The organism is Paenibacillus sp. FSL H8-0261 (assembly GCF_045040645.1).
Lineage (GTDB): Bacteria > Bacillota > Bacilli > Paenibacillales > Paenibacillaceae > Paenibacillus_AQ.
In genome coordinates this window covers 932,730-949,433 of sequence record NZ_CP150297.1, presented here as the reverse complement: position 1 = coordinate 949,433, position 16,704 = coordinate 932,730, and the positions used below count along the sequence as shown (strand labels likewise).

Genomic DNA, 16,704 nt, shown 5'->3' with positions numbered 1-16,704 from the left:
ATCATTTACTCCTTTCCTTCAAGTCCTTTCTTCAATACTTCCCATATCGGGCTATCGACTACTTTTCGAGGAGGCTGTTCGCCATTCTCTATCGCTTGCCAATATTCCCAGGTTGGGGGCTTACTTCCCAATTCATAATCCATACCGTCCCAAGTATCCTCGCGGAAAGCATAAAACGCCCAATGCCAGCCGAAATCATCAAAAATCGAAATTAAATCAGCCATGTATTGATCTGCACCTTTTACTAATCGATTCGTTCCAAACTCTTCTGCAACAATCCGATTTGCGGGGATGTTATGTTCCTTTGCCCACTGCGCAACAGGTTCCAGAAATTCCTTTAAGGCTTCCTCGTTAAAAGCTTTTTCCGTTTTATTATCCCCGACCTTTATCGTTCCAGGATACTCATAGGTAAGCCCTTTTTTCTTATTTTGACTGGTTAGCTCGTAAGGCTCGTACATATGAAAAGCATACAACACATTCTCATCATCGATCGGTTTTAAATATTTAAAAGCCCAAGGTGTAGCATACAGCCCAGAATTTACGATAATTGGTGTCTTCGTATCTACGGTACGAATAGCGGTCACTATCGTCTCATATAAAAGATTCAAATCCGCAGGGGTATTCTCTACTGAGCTATACCATTCGCTGTAGTCCTGTGTCCAGAAGTCATTAAATCCCGTGGCGGTCTCTGGATGTGGCTCATTTATCAGGTTATAACCGATTACCGCAGGATGATCTTTCAACCGGCTTGCTAGATCTCTCCAAAACACTGCCGCTTGTTCATGATAACTGAAATCTTTCCATATCCGGTCATCATTTTTGTAATTATTGAACTGCCTCCAGCGATCTCCGGGGAGACTGAGGACGGTCAGCACCACTTTGGAGCCCCGAGCCTCGGCTGCATCTAAGTCCGCTTTTAACTCGGCAAAATCCTCCTCAACAATCCCTTCATACTTATCTGCATTCCCTATTAGAAAATCTTTATCCGGGTTCGCATCCGGTTTGTCATTAAATAAATAGTCACTGTCTTTTGCCCATTTATCTGGTGCCAAACGAATGAATTCAATATTTTGCTCTTTGGCAGCATCATAGTTTTCCGGTAAAGATTTTGAATTCATGAAATTGGTTCCTTTTCTCTGGCCCTCCCAGAAGGCTAACTTCTCATTCCTTTCTGTCTTCTCTTCCTTCTTCAGTTCTGGATTGGCTTGTGATGGTACCGAACTGCATCCGACAACCAACAATAAGATCAACACGATAAAAGCTTTAGATTTCTTCATTTTCTCACCTCGTAGCATATCGTAGCGAATCTCTGTTACAAGAGTGTCACAAGGGGTGGAAATCAAGCCGAAATTGTCTCGTTTAATAACAGAAGCTCAACCAAAAGTACTGGTTGAGCTTCTGTTCATTCTCCAAACAATAGATCCAAAATTCGTTCATCCGCTTGGCGGTTCTTGCCTTTAAAAGGATAACAGTGGATATGAATCGCTGGATTAAAATTGATCTCAATAATGCTGTAATTGGTACCCTTCGCCTCTTCCCTAATATCATCAATCATCATGTCTACTCCACAAATAGTGGCCCCTGCAGCTTTAGCTGATTGAATGGCCATATCTTTATAGCTGTCAGGAATCTCATCAGTAAAGTCTAAGCTGTCTCCACCTGTACTAATATTAGAGTTTTCCCGTAGATAGATAACCTCGTTTAATGGAGGAATGTCACTCCAAGCCTGAGCATGGTTCTTCAAGAACATCTCTTCTGCTTCGCCGATCCGAATTTTTTCAAGCGGTGTTTTATACCCATGACCTCTTAGCGGATCCTTATTCTTTTCGTGGACCAGCTCTTCAATCATATGTACACCATCACCGACCACATTCGCCGGAACCCGGTGCAATACTCCGACTACTTCATCGCCCATGACTAGAAAACGATATTCTTTCCCCGTCATAAATTCCTCAAGCAGCACTGTTCGATCGTGCTCGAAGGCGATTTCGAAGGCTTTTTGATAATCTTCTTTGGAGAAATCATCTGTAAAAATAGTAATGCCGAGTCCAAAGTTGGTTGATTTGGGTTTGATCACTATTCGCTTATTACGATAAGTGCCATATGCATTCATTGCCGCTTCCAGATCTCCAAATGCCTCACCTGAGGGAACACGAATGCCTTGTTGTTTGAGAACTTCCTTCGTAACAATTTTATTCTCCATAATTAGTACCGTGCTGTAAGAATCCAGGGATGTCTTCGTAGCCTGCTTAACGTATTCTTTATGATCGCCTTTCGTAAGTACAACGAAGTTCTCTTCCCGATCAAGCAATTGGAACTTAATCCCACGTTTAACTGCTGCCTTCAGTAGAAGCTGTGTAGATAGCTCCAAATCCTCATATCCTACAAATCGGTATCCATTTGCAAGACTTTCCTTAGCATATTGTTTGGCTTTATTCAGATGATATTTAATAAAAGAGGATTGTTGAACTTCCGACTTCACAATCCCTGCAAAGCTCTGATCTGGATTTAGAATCTTATCCTTAGCTCCGTTCAGAACGTTCGAGAACTGTTTATCCTCTGGGTTCAATAGCTGAATCATATCCTGCATTTCTTGCATACAAATTAAAGCCTTCTGTTCCATTGTCCCGCAAGAATCTCCGTAATCATGCAAACAGCCTTTGATCCCCTCCATGATCAATTGATCATGATTAAGATTCGCCATCTTCTGATCCTCTACTCCGAACGGTTCATCCTCTTTTAATAGCATATACAGGATAAATAGATGAATGAAAGTCATTGATTCTTTGCTAATTCCTATTTTATAGAGTGGATTGAGATCAATAAAACGAAGCTCCAAATAGGCAATCCCATCCTGCAGCAGCTCCTCTAACGGATGTTTACCTCTTGCCGTCTTCACTCTAACCGGGCTATAGAACTCTTTTACACTTAATAATTCTTCCGATTCAATCAACGCTTGTAAATCATGTACATATTCGGTAAGCGAGTCAAAAGATACATAGAGAGGCTTTTCATTCCGATACCCACATTCGCTATTTCGCAGGGAATTCATATTCAGATAATAGAAGCTTTTATCATCATCTGATTCACCACGTGCCACACATTGCTCCATATAAGTCTTATCAAAAACAGGACTAGCACCTGTTAAATAGATTAGAAGCCAGCGGTATCGCAATAGGTTGCGGGCTATTTTTAAATAGGCAGCATCTTTGAAATCTTTAAAACTCTCTTGTGGATCAGCGATATCATGAAGCTTTTTTAGAAATTGTTCATCAAAAGAGAAATTATAATGGATCCCACTCAGCAATTGTCTTTTACGACCATACTTATCGGCTAACTGATGTCTATACTCGTCTTCTACCGGATTACCCATTTTGGCAATGGGAATTTCCTTATCGTTCGGCAGCATGGGAGGATTACTACTCGGCCACAGATATTCTTCATTAAGCTCTAGCGACACAATATCCTGCAGCGCCTCCAGAAAGTTATAAGTCTCTTCAATAGAATCAAAAGAGGGTGTCACCATCTCAACCTGACTCTCTGAGAAATCCGTTTGAATGTAGGGGTTCTCCAGCTTGTTTCCAAAGACTTTTGGATGTGGTGTCAGCGCAAGTCTTCCCTCTGGATCCACTCTGACATTTTCTTTTTCCAGTCCAAATTCTCCGTGAAAAATCTCCTTAATCAAATGGTTATCCTTTAAAAGCTGTATGAGTTTACGATTTAATAAAACCATTCCTACTCTCATCCTTTGCTTAGTAATTTGCCTGCTGTTTATTCATTCTGAACAAAGATCTTCTAAACCAGAACACAAGAATAACACCCTTAAACACACTGCTTAGCGCAATCGACATCCACACCCCATTCAAGCCAAAAGGTTCGGATAAGAGTAAGGCTAGTGGAATTCGGAGTGCAGTAAATGAAATACTAAAGATCGGTGGGATGTGGGTTTGACCCATGCCGTTAAAAGCACCTACTGTCATCAATTCCAGACACATGAATAATTGTGAGTAACCGATGATCCGCATATAATCTGCGCCCAATTCCAAACTTGTCTGGTCTGATAAAAACAATGAAAATAGCTGCTGCGGGAACGCAATAAATATAAGCGACACGATCACGCCAAAAATGGAGGTTAAAATTAAGGCCTGACGATACCCCTGCCCAATACGATCGAAGCGACGTGCTCCATAATTTTGACCAAAAAAGGCAGCAATAGCTCCCTGTAGTCCGCCAATGGTCATATAGGAAATGGATTCAATTTGGATTCCTACTTTTTGAACCGCAATAGCATCCGCTCCAAATCGTACAATGATCTTGGCAATGATGATCGATATGATCGTAAAGGTGACCCGTTGGATCGTTATTGGTAGCCCCATGCGGATGACTTCTTTCATTTGACGACTGTCCCACGCGGATGTGTTTGAAATGAGTTCTGACTTTTTTGTCTTCATGATAAAAAAAGCCGTAACCAAAATGTTAGCCATTAATGTTGCAATAGCTGCCCCCGCTACTCCCCATCCTTCAAAACTGCCCCAGCCAAAAATCAAAAATGGATCAAGGACAATATTAACCATAAGACCAATGGAGAAGATCTGAAACGGTTGTTTACTATTTCCCATAGCGTTTAAGAGAGTTGCGAATAACGTATTCACGATAGAAAATACCGATCCAAATATCGAAATCACTAGAAATTGTCTAGCCATCCGCTCTACTTCATCACTTCCAAGATCAAAAAAACCAATCAACTGATTCTTAGTTAATAGCACTAAACTCATATAGAGAAGTCCTAATAAAATAGACATCATAAATCCATTCTTTATATAAGATTTAGCCTTCTCTAACTGACCAGATCCCATACAATGCGCCACCTTAATCCCTGTACCGATCGTAACCATAGTCGATAAAGCAATCGCTAGATTAATGAAAAAACTCGCTGTACCAATCGCGGCAACCGGACCACTTCCTAATCTTCCAACCCAAATCATATCGACTAGACCATAAGTAGTAGAGATGAAATTCGTCGCAATAATCGGAAGTGTTAATTTCATTAAGGTAGGCATAATAGGACCCTGAGTCAAATCGTTTGTGTCCTTCAAGTCCTTCAAGTCTAATTACACCTTCTTCATCTAATTTCAAATCCATTACATAACCACACACTTATATAATCAATTGATTATATGTAAACAATATTTTGAGTTCGGATTTTTCGGCGAAATGGCTATTGAAAAGAACGATTAGTTCGTTTAGAATAAAACCAACGATCAGTTCTATATTTATAGAACTAATAACAAGTTCAGTATTTCACTGAAAGAATGGAGCAGCTCTTGGACTATAAAGTAGAGGTCGATTTTGCACCCATGTATGAATGTGTTAGTAGTATGACTGCTTTTCTAAGTAAGCAGAACCATACTGCCATGGATTCCGGTAAGCTCTGGGTACGCGATGTTCAAGCCAGATTCGCGCCAATGCTGCTACGTAAAATGCAAGAGGTCGTTAAGAAACTTGATGATTTCAGTTTGGCTCCTTATATTTGGTCTTGTCCGGGCGAGCGTTCGGTAGAGAGCTTTTTAGTCTGGTTCGATGCTTTAACATCTGGAGAGCTATATGAAATTTCCGGACGTTTCGGCCAATCGGTTCCCTCCAATCTTGCGGAGCTTAGGGATACTGCTTCTGATATCCTGCGCGAATGGAATGCAGGATACTTCAGTGGAATCGACCCTAATATCATCAAGGGACTTGAGCAGGAAGCCGAGTCAAGACGAAAGACGCTGAACGGGAGCAATGACATGGAAGTCTTTGAAGCAGCTACCGACGGAATGCGCCTCTATCCAACTGATCATCTGAAGCAGGTCATTATCATTCCGCAGTATCATGCTCGTCCGTTGGTTACTACCTCTATGTATGATGAATTCGTGTTTACTAGCTACTCTTGTGATGCTCTCCCTCCGGAAGCTGGACGGCCTGCTCCAGCATTACTCCGCCTTACCCGAGCGCTGTCAGATGAGACGCGGCTGTTTATCCTTCGTTTGCTCACAGGCAAACAGCTCAATTTCACAGAAATCGTACGTGAGGTCGGACTTTCCAAAAGTACAATCCACTACCATCTTATTGCACTGCGCGCAGCTGGCCTGGTCATTGTCCATAGCAATGTTAAGAGCACTTCGTACAGCCTACGTTTAGAAGCCTTAAACGGACTGCCTCAGCAGATTGGGGCGTATTTGGAGAGTTAAGCATAAACGCCTTTGGCGTCCATATAAGGACGGTAAGCGTATTTGCGAGAAATATAAGATAGTATAGGTGCAAAACTTATACTTTCTTATTTTAAGAAAGGAGCTACCAAGCAATGATAAAACGCAGCTATTATGGTCTACTCTCCACCATCACTTTAAGCGCTTTTGGAGATGCTTTTGGCTTACTGGCTATGGAATGGCTCGTCTATGAGCTAACCGGTTCTAAGCTAGCGATGGGAGCACTCGCGCTCAGCTCCGGCATACCTGAGCTGCTGTTGCGCTTGCTCGGTTCACCGTTGTCCGATCGGCTGCACCGGGTCCGTTTTATGGCCTTCTTGGCAGCCATTCGCTTGCTGGCTATAGCACTGCCACTCGGCATGGGCCTGGCTGGCCAATTGCAGCTGTGGCATCTGTTTGTCGCCGCGGGTCTCAGCGGATCTTGCGCCGCATTGTTCATGCCAACAGCGATGGCTGTTATTCCTGGCGTTGCCGACAGCCGGAAGCTGGTGCGAGCTTTTGCTATCATTGATGGCAGCAAAAGCGCAGCAGTCCTGCTGGGGCCTGCCTTAGCAGGTGCGTTGACCGCTACTAGTGGAGCGCTGCCCGCCCTTGGCATCAACATGATATGTTACGCAGCCGCCATCACTACCTTGCTGTGCTTACAAAAGCTACCGAAACCTTCTCCAGCCCCAGGTAGTTTCTCCATCACCGTTTACGTTCGCGAGATAGCCGAGGGCTTTACCTTCTATAAACAATTTCCTGCAATGCTTACGATTATGATCATGGCCTCCATCAGTAATTTAAGCTCAATTGCCGTCTGGACGATGATGGTCCCTTTTGTACGCGAAGTGCTCCACCGCGATGCGGCCACGATGGGCACGCTAAGTACAGTTTTCGCACTGGGAACCTTAGTCGGGCTAAGTGTGATTTCCATGATAGGGGAAATTAAAAAAAGACGGCTTGTCATGCTTAGCAGTCTGGGGACCATAGGTTTAGTGACTACCTTATGGGGGTTATTCCCTAGTTTTTCTTTTGCTCTCGCCGCTGTATTTGCTACTGGGACGTTAGGTCCCTTCTTCGGTTCCTTAAGCTCTTCACTCCATGGACGTCTAGTTCCGAGCCATCTGCAAGGAAGAGTCAATTCTATTCGCTTTCTGATCGGTGGCGGCTTGCAGCCTTTTGGTGCTTTTGCCGGTGGCGCGATTGCCCAGCATTACGGGGTGCCCGCACTTTTTATAATCGCCGGACTGCTTCCAATGCTCTGTGCTAGCGCAGCCTTGCTTCTCCCCGGACTCAAAGCGCTGGATGGTGACCTTTCCATCCTTGAGGCCACCCATAGGCGCCCCGTTGTGGAAGTTCCGTCACAAGGTGTTGTAGCTGAACGATAAGTGGGGATATGTAGAAGAGTTCACTGATTCTAATAGAAACAGCGATAACCTAGGACAAGGAAATCACGTCCTAAACTACCGCTGTTTATTTTAATTTATCAGGCAAAAAAGGAACCTGGAATTTCAATTTTTTCACAATAGACTACCCTCTGTCGTTGAAGGCGGTGGATGGCAGTCTGTTTTTTTATAGTCTTGTTAACGTTCCATTCACACTACTCTGATAATGTCTATAAGCGTTAGGTGGATGATCATCCAATCCCAATAAATGATGATGCGGAGGATAATAATGTTAACTTCTATAAAAAAAAGACTGATCGCTGGTCTAACCCTATTGGCTGTGATTAGTGCCGGATTAGGCGCAAGCCTGGTGTTGCCCGGGAAACAGGCATCGGCCGAGACTAAGACGGATCAAACCGCGCTAACTTTAACTCAGACTGAAGCCCCTGCCAATCTCGATGATACCGAGAGTCTGACCACCTTCGTTGATGGCATCATGGAACAAGATATGAATCGGCTGCAAATTCCGGGAGCAGTCATCTCGATCGTAAAGGACAACAAGATTATTTTGGCCAAAGGTTATGGCAGCTCCAATCTGGAAAAGGCAGCACCCGTTGACCCGACAACCAGCATGTTTCGAATTGCTTCAACGACAAAGCTGTTCACCTGGACAGCGGTGATGCAACTGGTCGAGCAAGGCAAAATTGATCTAGACACGGATATTAACACCTACCTGAAATCAGTGAAGATCCCTGCTACTTATCCTGAACCTATCACTATGCGCCATTTGATGACACATACAGCAGGGTTTGAAGAGGGTGGAGTGGGTTATCAAATCACTACAGACCCTGCCAAATTGCCGGGGTCAATCTCTGAAACACTCAATAAGCATATGTTGGCACGGGTAAGACCACCCGGACAGATAAGTTCTTATTCGAACTACGGTGCTACACTCGCAGGTCTAATTGTAGAGGAAGTTAGCGGTGTTCCTTACAATGATTATATAAAGAAATATATTTTTGATCCGCTCGACATGAAATATTCGACTGTAGTAGAACCTTTGCCGGAGTCATTTATGCCCAACAAAGTTGTGGGGTACAAGAGCGAGAATGGCAGTTTTATTCCAGGCACGCCTACCTTCGAGGGCGGGTTTCGTCCTGCCGGCTCGGGTACAGTATCAGCAGTAGATATGGCGCATTTCATGATCGCCCATCTGCAGAACGGGAAATATGGAGACCAGCAGATTCTGAGACCCGAGACGGCAGAACTAATGCATTCAACGGCGTTTCAATTTGATAAACGTCTGCCGGGGGTGGATCTTGGGTTCGCAGAGAAACAAATCAATGGGCTCACGCTGATCACTCATGGTGGTTCTGACCCCATGTTTAATACGGGATTGTATCTTGTGCCTGCCAAGCATGTAGGCATCTTTGTATCCTACAACGGCGGTGAGGGCGGTGATTCCGCAGAAGACCTCATCCAAGCCTTTTTCAACCGCTACTACACTGCTCCTGATGCGAGTCAGCCTGAATTCATCGCTTCTGATGAATCTATTCAAAAATATGCAGGAGCCTATCAATTTACACGCCGAAACATCAGTGATATTGATAAGTTTTTCAACTTTTTCGCTCAGCTGAATGTCTCGGTTGAGGATAATAAGCTATCCTTGGGAAGTGGTAGTGAACAACAATTGTATAGTGAAGTCAGTCCGAATATGTTCCAACTCGAGGGAGGTACCGAACAAATTGCCTTCCGCACGAATGAGTCCGGTAAGGTTACACATATGATCTTAGGGATGGTACCGGATATGCCGCTGGAGCGTACGCCTCTCTTGGATCAGAATAAATTTTGGCTTATCGTACTAGGGTTCTCAGGGTTGATTTTCATCACTGCATTGCTCGGACTAATCTTCTCCAGACGCAAGATTAAGGCGATGACGCCACCTGAAAAGTGGGCCATCTGCCTATCTGCGGGAACTGCTGGTTGGGCGCTGTTATCTTTCGTCACGATATTTATGGTGGTTATGTCCATGGACATGATGCAGAAGTTCAGCGGGATCAGTCTTTCGCTTTCTCTCAGTTTAGTTATGCCAATCATTTTGGTTGGTCTGACTTTAGCTTTACTAATCTCGGCTATACTGGTTTGGAAGAATAAATACTGGACAGCTTTCAAGCGTGTGCATTATACGTTAGTGACGCTTTCGGCTGTGGCGATGACTCTGTTCTTCTACTATTGGAACCTGTTAGGTTGGCAGTTCGGATAACGCCATTACTTGCCAAGAACAAATTAGATATAATGAAAGCTTAATAGAGGAGGAAAATCGTGGCTACTATACTTATCGCTGATGATGATGATAACATCCGAAAGCTAATGTCTTTATTTTTGCGAAAAGAAGGTTTTGACCTCAAAGAAGCCAGGGATGGTACCAAAGCTCTGTCCATTATACAGAACTCGCGTGTCGATCTCGTCATTCTAGATATTATGATGCCAGGATTGGATGGTTGGGATCTATGCAGAGAAATCAGGCGCTGGGATGCCAACATCCCCCTCCTCATGGTGACGGCTAAAGCGGAATCCGCACACAAAGTGAAAGGCTTTCAACTTGGTACGGATGACTATCTAACGAAACCATTTGATCCGCTTGAATTGGTAATGCGAGTAAAAGCTTTGCTTAAACGCTCGCTGGTCGTTTCTTCCCAGTCCGTGCAGTTAGGTAATGTGACGCTCAACCGGCGCACTTTTCAGGTCACGCGTGGTGAAGAACCGGTCACAATTCCTTTGAAGGAATTTGAGCTGCTGTTTCTGCTGGCCAGCCATCCTGGGCAAATCTTCACAAGAGAACAGTTGATTCTTCAAATCTGGGGATTGAATTATGAAGGAGACGGCCGGACTGTAGATGTGCATATAAGTCGGTTGAGGGAGAAATTCAGCGGCAAGGGCGAGCAATTTCAAATCGAAACGGCCCGCGGCCTGGGATATCGGCTGATCCCTATGCCATGATCAAGACATTGTATGTACGCGTCATTCTCACGTTTCTGGGCATCATTATCTTTAGTCTAGTCTGTTCCTTTTTCATTGGCTTGTATGTCTTTCAGAAACAAATAAGTTACGAGGGACAGAATGAAATGATCGTAGTGGGAAAAGAGATCATTCACCGCTATGATGACGCCAAACCTAAAGATACGGACGAGTTCCTGAATAGTATGGTTAAAGTATCCGCACACCCTATCCACCTGTACAATCATGCCGGAGAACATACCTTTTATGGGCTCAAGGGTAGTCCGGCTGTCACTGTCCCCCCCGAAGCTGTCAAACAAGTACTGCAAGGAAAGCTCTACCGTTCCTCCGCGGAAGATAAGGATATTTTTATCGGGATGCCTTTTATGTTGGACGGGGAGTGGCGCGCGATGTTCTTGCAGTATTCTGCTGAGAACGAAAATATCGTTAATCGGATGGTGCTCTTTGTGCTTTTGCTCGTGCTTTTGCTGGGTAGTGTATGCATTCTTATTGCCGCCAGATATTTGGTGGAGCCGATCAAAGCACTGACGAATGCAACAAAAAGACTGGCCAAGGGTGATTTCGAGGTGGAGCTTAAAGTGAACCGAATAGATGAAATCGGGGAATTGACACAAAGCTATGTGGAGATGGCAGGGGAGCTGAAGCAGTTGGAACAGATGAGGCAGGATTTCGTATCCAACGTTTCTCATGAAATCCAGACACCGCTAACATCTATTTCCGGCTTTGCCAAGGCGTTGCAGAACCATGATTTGATCGTGGAAGAGGAACGCAGCGAATATCTTGATATCATCATTGCGGAGAGTGAACGTCTGTCGAGGCTAAGTGATAATTTACTGAAGCTCGCTTCCCTGGATTCTGAACATCATCCCTTCAACGCAAGTCCCTTCAATCTTGACGAGCAGATTAGAACCATCGTTGTGACTTGTGAGCCCCAATGGTCAGCCAAAGGCATTGTTATCGATCTTGAATTGCCGGAAGTGGTCAAAATTAAGGGTGATGAAGATCAGCTGAAGCAAGTATGGATGAATTTGCTCAGCAATAGCATCAAATTCACACCGGAAGGCGGGAATATTCGCATCAGTATAGTTAGTAGTGCAGCAGAAGTATCTGTCACCATCATCGATAATGGAATCGGGATGTCCCCGGAAGAGTTCAACGCCGTATTCCAAAGATTTTATAAAATAGACAAGTCGCGGAACGGAAACAACAATGGCAACGGTCTCGGACTTGCGATCGTTAAAAAAATTGTCTCTCTGCATCAGGGAAGGATAGAGGTAGACAGTGCTATCGGAGAGGGAACGACGATTATCGTTAGGTTGCCCGTCTCCCCGTCTGCTCCCAGCCGAAAGAGCCTTAAGCCCTTTGAAGATACCTCAGCGCCTATGGATATCGTAAGGGAATAATCAAAAAACAGGCGATACCGGTAGACCGGAGCATCGCCTGTTTTTTAAGGTTAGATCTAGGAGCATCGCTACTAGAATTCCATACCGATTGTAATATCTTATAATGGCCAAACCTCCAGCCACTAGGTACTACCGCCCCCCTTCGGCTAAAAACCGATGGGGGGTTCTTTGAGCCTTTCGTCGATGTGGGTTTGGGTTTCGCGCTGATAGCAGCGGAGAGAACGGACTGATTGTGGAAAAGCGGAGCGTTCGCCTTTGTGTACGGATTTTACCCTAGGGGAAAAATTCAAAAAAATCTGGACACAACAGCGATTGTAACAACAGTCCGTTCTCGGAGCATCCGCCAGCGCAAAGCGCACAACACCCCGCACAAACACCCTAAGGCTCAATCAACCCATACTTCGTTTTTATCCGATCCAACTTTTCAATCATAGGGTTAGCAATGAAAAAGAGGAACACCACCGTCGAGATGGCATGCACCATATCAAACCAAAAGGCGGAAACATAAGTCGTCATCAAAGCCGATAATGAGAACTCAGAAGTGAACATCATCAGCGAGCCTATATTGATAATGCCTCCATATACCAAGAACGTTGCTAGCCCTCCAAATATACAGAGAGACAGCTTAGTCTTTTTAAGCAGACCTTTCTTGAAGAAAATGCCCGCCAGGAAGCCAATGATGCCAAAACAAAACATTTGCCAAGGCGTCCAAGGTCCCTGCCCAAAGAAGAAATTGGAGACGAAGCCCGCAACAGCACCGACCAGAAATCCTGCCTCAGCTCCCAAACTCACCCCTGCGATGATGACAATGGCAACAACCGGCTTAAACTGCGGCAACATGAAAAAGGCTGCGCGTCCAGCAACGGCAATAGCTGCTAGCACCGCTATGACGATGAGTTCCCTCGCCTGCGGCTTCCGATTCTCGAACACCAACGCAAACGGAATCATCGTGTAGAGGACGATCAATAGGCTGATAAAGTAATATTTGCGATCATCTAGGACAAAGATACCTAACAAAATTGTAGCTGGAATAACTATAAAGATTAGCAGTCCCGCTAATAAAGTTCGACGACTCAAACGACGACCCGTCACCTGCTTCGTTGACATAAATCAATCACACCCTCTATCGTTACTCCCTCGCTCCATACATGACGCGCCATACGGTTGGCGGCAGTCGTATAGAAGCTGTTTCCAGCAAAAAACTTCTGGGCTTCATTCGTAGTGATGATACTTCCATCAAAGAACATGGCGCAGACCTCCGCGTATTTGGCACAGAATTCAACATCATGCGAAACCATTACGATGGTAACACCTTCAGCATTAAGCTTCTGTAAGAATAAAGCTAATTTCTCTTTAAAAGGTCCATCCAGTCCCTTCGTCGGTTCATCCAGCAGCAGAATCTTTGGTTCTAACAAAAGCACTTTTGCCAGCGCAGTACGCTGCTGTTCTCCCCCGCTAAGATCATACGGATGCATCGAGAGAAGATGTTCCAGTTCTGCGAACTTAACCACGGCCTCAACTTTAGCCGTCTTTTCTTCCTTCGTTAAAGGGAGCTGGGATAACATTTCGTATAAATCTAACTCGACTGTTTTCTTCACAAATAAGGTTTGCGGATTTTGCGGGAGGATGCCCAGATTGTTAGTAAACAGTTCTTTGGCATTCATCTTCGCAGGGTTGTTCCCGCCAATTTGAACCTTGCCTCTATAGGGCTGAAGAATGCCGCTCATTAGTGACAGCGTCGATGTCTTGCCCGTTCCGTTTCCACCAACAATGCAATAGAACTGTCCCTGCTTCACTTCAAAGGACAAATCTTTAATAATATCCGGTCCGTGCTTATCATATTTAAACCATACATCCTTGAACTTTATGACTACTGGGCCGTCCTCTTTCGTGCTTGGCTGAGATTCCGAGATCGTTGCAGGTGTCTTATCCTCTAGAAAAGCATCCAACCATTGGCGTCCTTCCTTTACTGTAACAGGCCATGCTAAGTCATTCTCTACGCCTGCGTAAATTTGCATCGGTGAGGGCATGGACAGAAACATCGGATGGTTCAGCTTGCTTAGAGCTTCTCCCACCCTTTGCGGGGTATCATCAGCAATCACGATGCCCTCATTCAGCACAATCAGCCGATCTGTAAGCGGAAGAACATCCTCTAGACGATGCTCGGTCATGATAACGGTTGTTCCAAGCTCGCGATTAATCTTTTTAACCGTCTCCAAAAAATCGGAAGCCGCGATAGGATCTAACTGAGAGGTAGGCTCATCAAGGATTAGAACCGAGGGATGCATAGCCATAATCGCTGCTAAATTGAGTAGCTGCTTCTGGCCACCCGATAGCTCAGTCACACTTTTATGGAACCAGGTCTGAATTCCGAAAAAGCTCGCCATCTCAGCCACGCGCAAACGAATCGTAGAATTGTCATAACCTAAGCTTTCAAGGCCAAAGGCCAGCTCATGCCACACCTTGTCAGTCACAATTTGATTGTCCGGACTTTGGAGTACATAACCGATTTCCGCTGCTTGTGTCCGTTGATCGATCTCTTCTACAGGTTGACCCTTATAATAAATCGCCCCTTGGCGTTTGCCATGTGGGGTTAGGATTGTTTTCAGTTGTCTTAGTAAGGTACTTTTGCCGCAGCCTGACTTTCCACAAACAGTAATAAAGTCTCCGCTTGTAATCGTAAGATTGATATTCGAAAGAGCCATCTGCTCTTGTTCAGGAAAAGCAAAGCTTAGTTCTTCGATTCGATAGATTTCCATTTCATTGCCTCCACCATATTGATGAGCACAGGGATCATACATAGCGCAAAATAAACGATATATACAAGGATACTAAAAGGTGTAATTGCGCTCGCTTTAATCGACGGATAATATCTCATCGTGTTCTCACCCATTGCTGCGCCGATGGCTACCATCGCAATTAAGCCTGTCATGATCAAGAGGGCTACTTTGTCCCTGGCATCTAGACGGAAGATCGAAAAGCTTGTACGTCCAGGCAATCCATATCCTCTTGACTTCATGGAATCTGCCGTTTCAATCGCATTTTCCAGAGCCCAGGTGGTCATTATCGATAGGATCGTAATCCCATTCCGCGCTCTTGCGAGAAGATTTCCCTGCGTGACATCCCGGCCTATACATTTTTGAGCATTTGAAATCACCTTGATTTGCGCTAAATATCTAGGAACAAAACGAAGCACCATCGAAAAAATCAACGACAGTGCCGGCAGTATTTTTCCGAATATATAAATAAACTTATCTGAGGTCATCACGACGTTATAACAGGAGAACCATATGATTACCGTCACAAACATGCACGCCGCTGCTACACCATAAAGAATGGATTCCTTCGTAATGGGATTTCCATTGTTCAAATAGAACAAGATCGTTACCCCTTGATGATTAAAAACAGGGTTCATAATCGCCATAAATAGTAGAAAAGGAACCATGTACAGCAGATTAAATCGAACGGCTTTCTTTCCTTTTAACATAAAGGAGTAGACCACTGCACTGATAAGCGCAATCACCTGAAATATGGGATGCATGAACACCATGCTAAATAACAACACAACAACAAAATAAAGAAAATTCACAAACGGATGAAAGGTAGAAAAGCTATCCTTCATTATTTCTGTGCTCCTCCTGTGGCTACATAACCACCTACATCTCGACCTAAATCACAGGTGTATACCCATTCAACGACATCGCCATCCTTGAGAACATAACGACTGCTGCCGTAGTTAGGGAACCAGCCATTTACTTTGTACATCCATCCACTAAGCTCTCCAGCATCAAATTCATAAAGATTATTTATACCTTCAATATAATTACTGTTATAGATCGGAGTCATACTGAATTCCATATGGATTTTATTCTTCTTCATCTCTCTTAGCAAAACATCAAACACAGACTCACCTTCATAAAAGGTTACTTTCTGCGTTTTATAAATGATACCATCTGCCGGCAATACTTCAACCTTATCTTTATTGAAAATATCCATATTATCTAAAATCGTTGCTGCCGACACGGACAAAGTAGCCGTTAATTGCTTCTTCTTATCTACCGTTGCATCTTGCCATTCCACGGGCTTAGGTTTCCCGCTCGGCACTGGATCGGTAAGGAATTTATCCTTTTTCGGTTCCTGCTTTGTTTCTGTTGTCGCTACTTTTGAATCCGGTTTGGTTACTGGTTTTGCCGTCGCTTTCGTTTCCGGCACGGACGTTTTAGCCGCTTTCGGTGTTTCGGTCGGTTGTGCCTGTGTATCCGATTTAGGTGTTGCTGTCGGCTTTTCAACCTCTGTTGCCGCAGTTTCGGTTGGCGTTACCTCTTCAGTTGGTTTTACCGTTTCAACGGGCTTAGGCTTAGCTGTTTCACCAGGTGTAGCTGTAGGAGCTATCTCCGTTGTCTCGGCATCACTTGAGGTTGTAGGCTCTACATCAACATTCTGATTGGAAGCCGTATTGGCTGATTCTGCAACTTGAGACTCAACACTGTTACTCGCAACCTTGTTCGGGCTCTTTTGATAATTCCCGCCCCAAAAGAAGGCAATCGCCAATACACCAATAATTAGTATCGCTGTTAGCCATTTTTTCTTGTTCATTTCTTAAGTTCCCCACCTTAAATAATAAGCAAGGGTATACACGCTACCCTTGCTTATCTCTTTAAATAAAGT

General features: G+C 44.4%; 12 protein-coding genes. 5 read left to right on the top strand and 7 right to left on the bottom strand.

What is annotated here, in order from left to right; all coding sequences use genetic code 11:
* Nucleotides 1–5: 5 nt before the first annotated feature.
* The 3 genes from MHI27_RS04120 to MHI27_RS04110 all read right to left on the bottom strand — a co-directional run bounded on the left by MHI27_RS04120 (nt 6) and on the right by MHI27_RS04110 (nt 5,105).
* A complete protein-coding gene (locus MHI27_RS04120; protein ID WP_405175674.1) occupies nt 6–1,277 on the bottom strand; it encodes a glycoside hydrolase family 5 protein in 1,272 nt (423 codons plus the stop codon).
* A gap of 125 nt (nt 1,278–1,402) precedes the next feature.
* Complete coding sequence (gene gshAB / locus MHI27_RS04115) at nt 1,403–3,733, bottom strand: bifunctional glutamate--cysteine ligase GshA/glutathione synthetase GshB (protein ID WP_405175673.1); 2,331 nt, start codon at nt 3,731–3,733, stop codon at nt 1,403–1,405.
* Between the two features lie 19 nt (nt 3,734–3,752).
* Complete coding sequence (locus tag MHI27_RS04110) at nt 3,753–5,105, bottom strand: MATE family efflux transporter (RefSeq protein ID WP_405175672.1); 1,353 nt, start codon at nt 5,103–5,105, stop codon at nt 3,753–3,755.
* 219 nt (nt 5,106–5,324) lie between these two features.
* Between MHI27_RS04110 and MHI27_RS04105 the strand changes: the two genes are divergently transcribed.
* The 5 genes from MHI27_RS04105 to MHI27_RS04085 all read left to right on the top strand — a co-directional run bounded on the left by MHI27_RS04105 (nt 5,325) and on the right by MHI27_RS04085 (nt 12,036).
* Nucleotides 5,325–6,230, top strand: coding sequence for an ArsR/SmtB family transcription factor (locus MHI27_RS04105; RefSeq protein ID WP_405175671.1), 906 nt, complete (start codon nt 5,325–5,327; stop codon nt 6,228–6,230).
* A 113-nt stretch (nt 6,231–6,343) separates the two neighbouring features.
* On the top strand, nt 6,344–7,618 hold the full coding sequence (locus MHI27_RS04100) for an MFS transporter (protein WP_341058770.1): 1,275 nt from the start codon (nt 6,344–6,346) through the stop codon (nt 7,616–7,618).
* 286 nt (nt 7,619–7,904) lie between these two features.
* Nucleotides 7,905–9,878 carry a serine hydrolase domain-containing protein gene (locus MHI27_RS04095; RefSeq protein WP_405175670.1) on the top strand — a complete coding sequence of 658 codons (1,974 nt, stop codon included), beginning with the start codon at nt 7,905–7,907 and terminating at the stop codon, nt 9,876–9,878.
* 59 nt (nt 9,879–9,937) lie between these two features.
* Nucleotides 9,938–10,615: a response regulator transcription factor gene (locus MHI27_RS04090; protein ID WP_405175669.1), complete on the top strand. Its 678-nt coding sequence runs from the start codon at nt 9,938–9,940 to the stop codon at nt 10,613–10,615.
* Nucleotides 10,612–12,036: an ATP-binding protein gene (locus MHI27_RS04085; protein ID WP_405175668.1), complete on the top strand. Its 1,425-nt coding sequence runs from the start codon at nt 10,612–10,614 to the stop codon at nt 12,034–12,036. Before MHI27_RS04090 ends, MHI27_RS04085 begins: the two co-directional genes overlap by 4 nt.
* Before the next feature lie 378 nt (nt 12,037–12,414).
* Here the strand turns inward: MHI27_RS04085 and MHI27_RS04080 are convergent, their stop codons facing one another.
* The 4 genes from MHI27_RS04080 to MHI27_RS04065 are packed head-to-tail and all read right to left on the bottom strand — an operon-like array spanning nt 12,415 to nt 16,632.
* A complete protein-coding gene (locus tag MHI27_RS04080) occupies nt 12,415–13,143 on the bottom strand; it encodes an ECF transporter S component (protein WP_042184957.1) in 729 nt (242 codons plus the stop codon).
* Nucleotides 13,125–14,795, bottom strand: coding sequence for an ABC transporter ATP-binding protein (locus MHI27_RS04075; protein ID WP_405175667.1), 1,671 nt, complete (start codon nt 14,793–14,795; stop codon nt 13,125–13,127). Before MHI27_RS04075 ends, MHI27_RS04080 begins: the two co-directional genes overlap by 19 nt.
* On the bottom strand, nt 14,768–15,658 hold the full coding sequence (locus MHI27_RS04070) for an energy-coupling factor transporter transmembrane component T (protein WP_405175666.1): 891 nt from the start codon (nt 15,656–15,658) through the stop codon (nt 14,768–14,770). The genes MHI27_RS04075 and MHI27_RS04070 overlap by 28 nt, the downstream gene beginning before the upstream one ends.
* Nucleotides 15,658–16,632, bottom strand: coding sequence for a DUF4430 domain-containing protein (locus tag MHI27_RS04065; protein WP_405175665.1), 975 nt, complete (start codon nt 16,630–16,632; stop codon nt 15,658–15,660). Before MHI27_RS04065 ends, MHI27_RS04070 begins: the two co-directional genes overlap by 1 nt.
* Nucleotides 16,633–16,704: the final 72 nt, after the last annotated feature.

Coding starts and splice junctions, on each gene's coding strand:
- MHI27_RS04120 (WP_405175674.1), bottom strand. CDS start 1,277: ATGAAGAAATCTAAAGCTTTTATCGTGTTGATCTTATTGTTGGTTGTC.
- gshAB (WP_405175673.1), bottom strand. CDS start 3,733: ATGGTTTTATTAAATCGTAAACTCATACAGCTTTTAAAGGATAACCAT.
- MHI27_RS04100 (WP_341058770.1), top strand. CDS start 6,344: ATGATAAAACGCAGCTATTATGGTCTACTCTCCACCATCACTTTAAGC.
- MHI27_RS04095 (WP_405175670.1), top strand. CDS start 7,905: ATGTTAACTTCTATAAAAAAAAGACTGATCGCTGGTCTAACCCTATTG.
- MHI27_RS04085 (WP_405175668.1), top strand. CDS start 10,612: ATGATCAAGACATTGTATGTACGCGTCATTCTCACGTTTCTGGGCATC.
- MHI27_RS04080 (WP_042184957.1), bottom strand. CDS start 13,143: ATGTCAACGAAGCAGGTGACGGGTCGTCGTTTGAGTCGTCGAACTTTA.
- MHI27_RS04075 (WP_405175667.1), bottom strand. CDS start 14,795: ATGGAAATCTATCGAATCGAAGAACTAAGCTTTGCTTTTCCTGAACAA.
- MHI27_RS04070 (WP_405175666.1), bottom strand. CDS start 15,658: ATGAAGGATAGCTTTTCTACCTTTCATCCGTTTGTGAATTTTCTTTAT.
- MHI27_RS04065 (WP_405175665.1), bottom strand. CDS start 16,632: ATGAACAAGAAAAAATGGCTAACAGCGATACTAATTATTGGTGTATTG.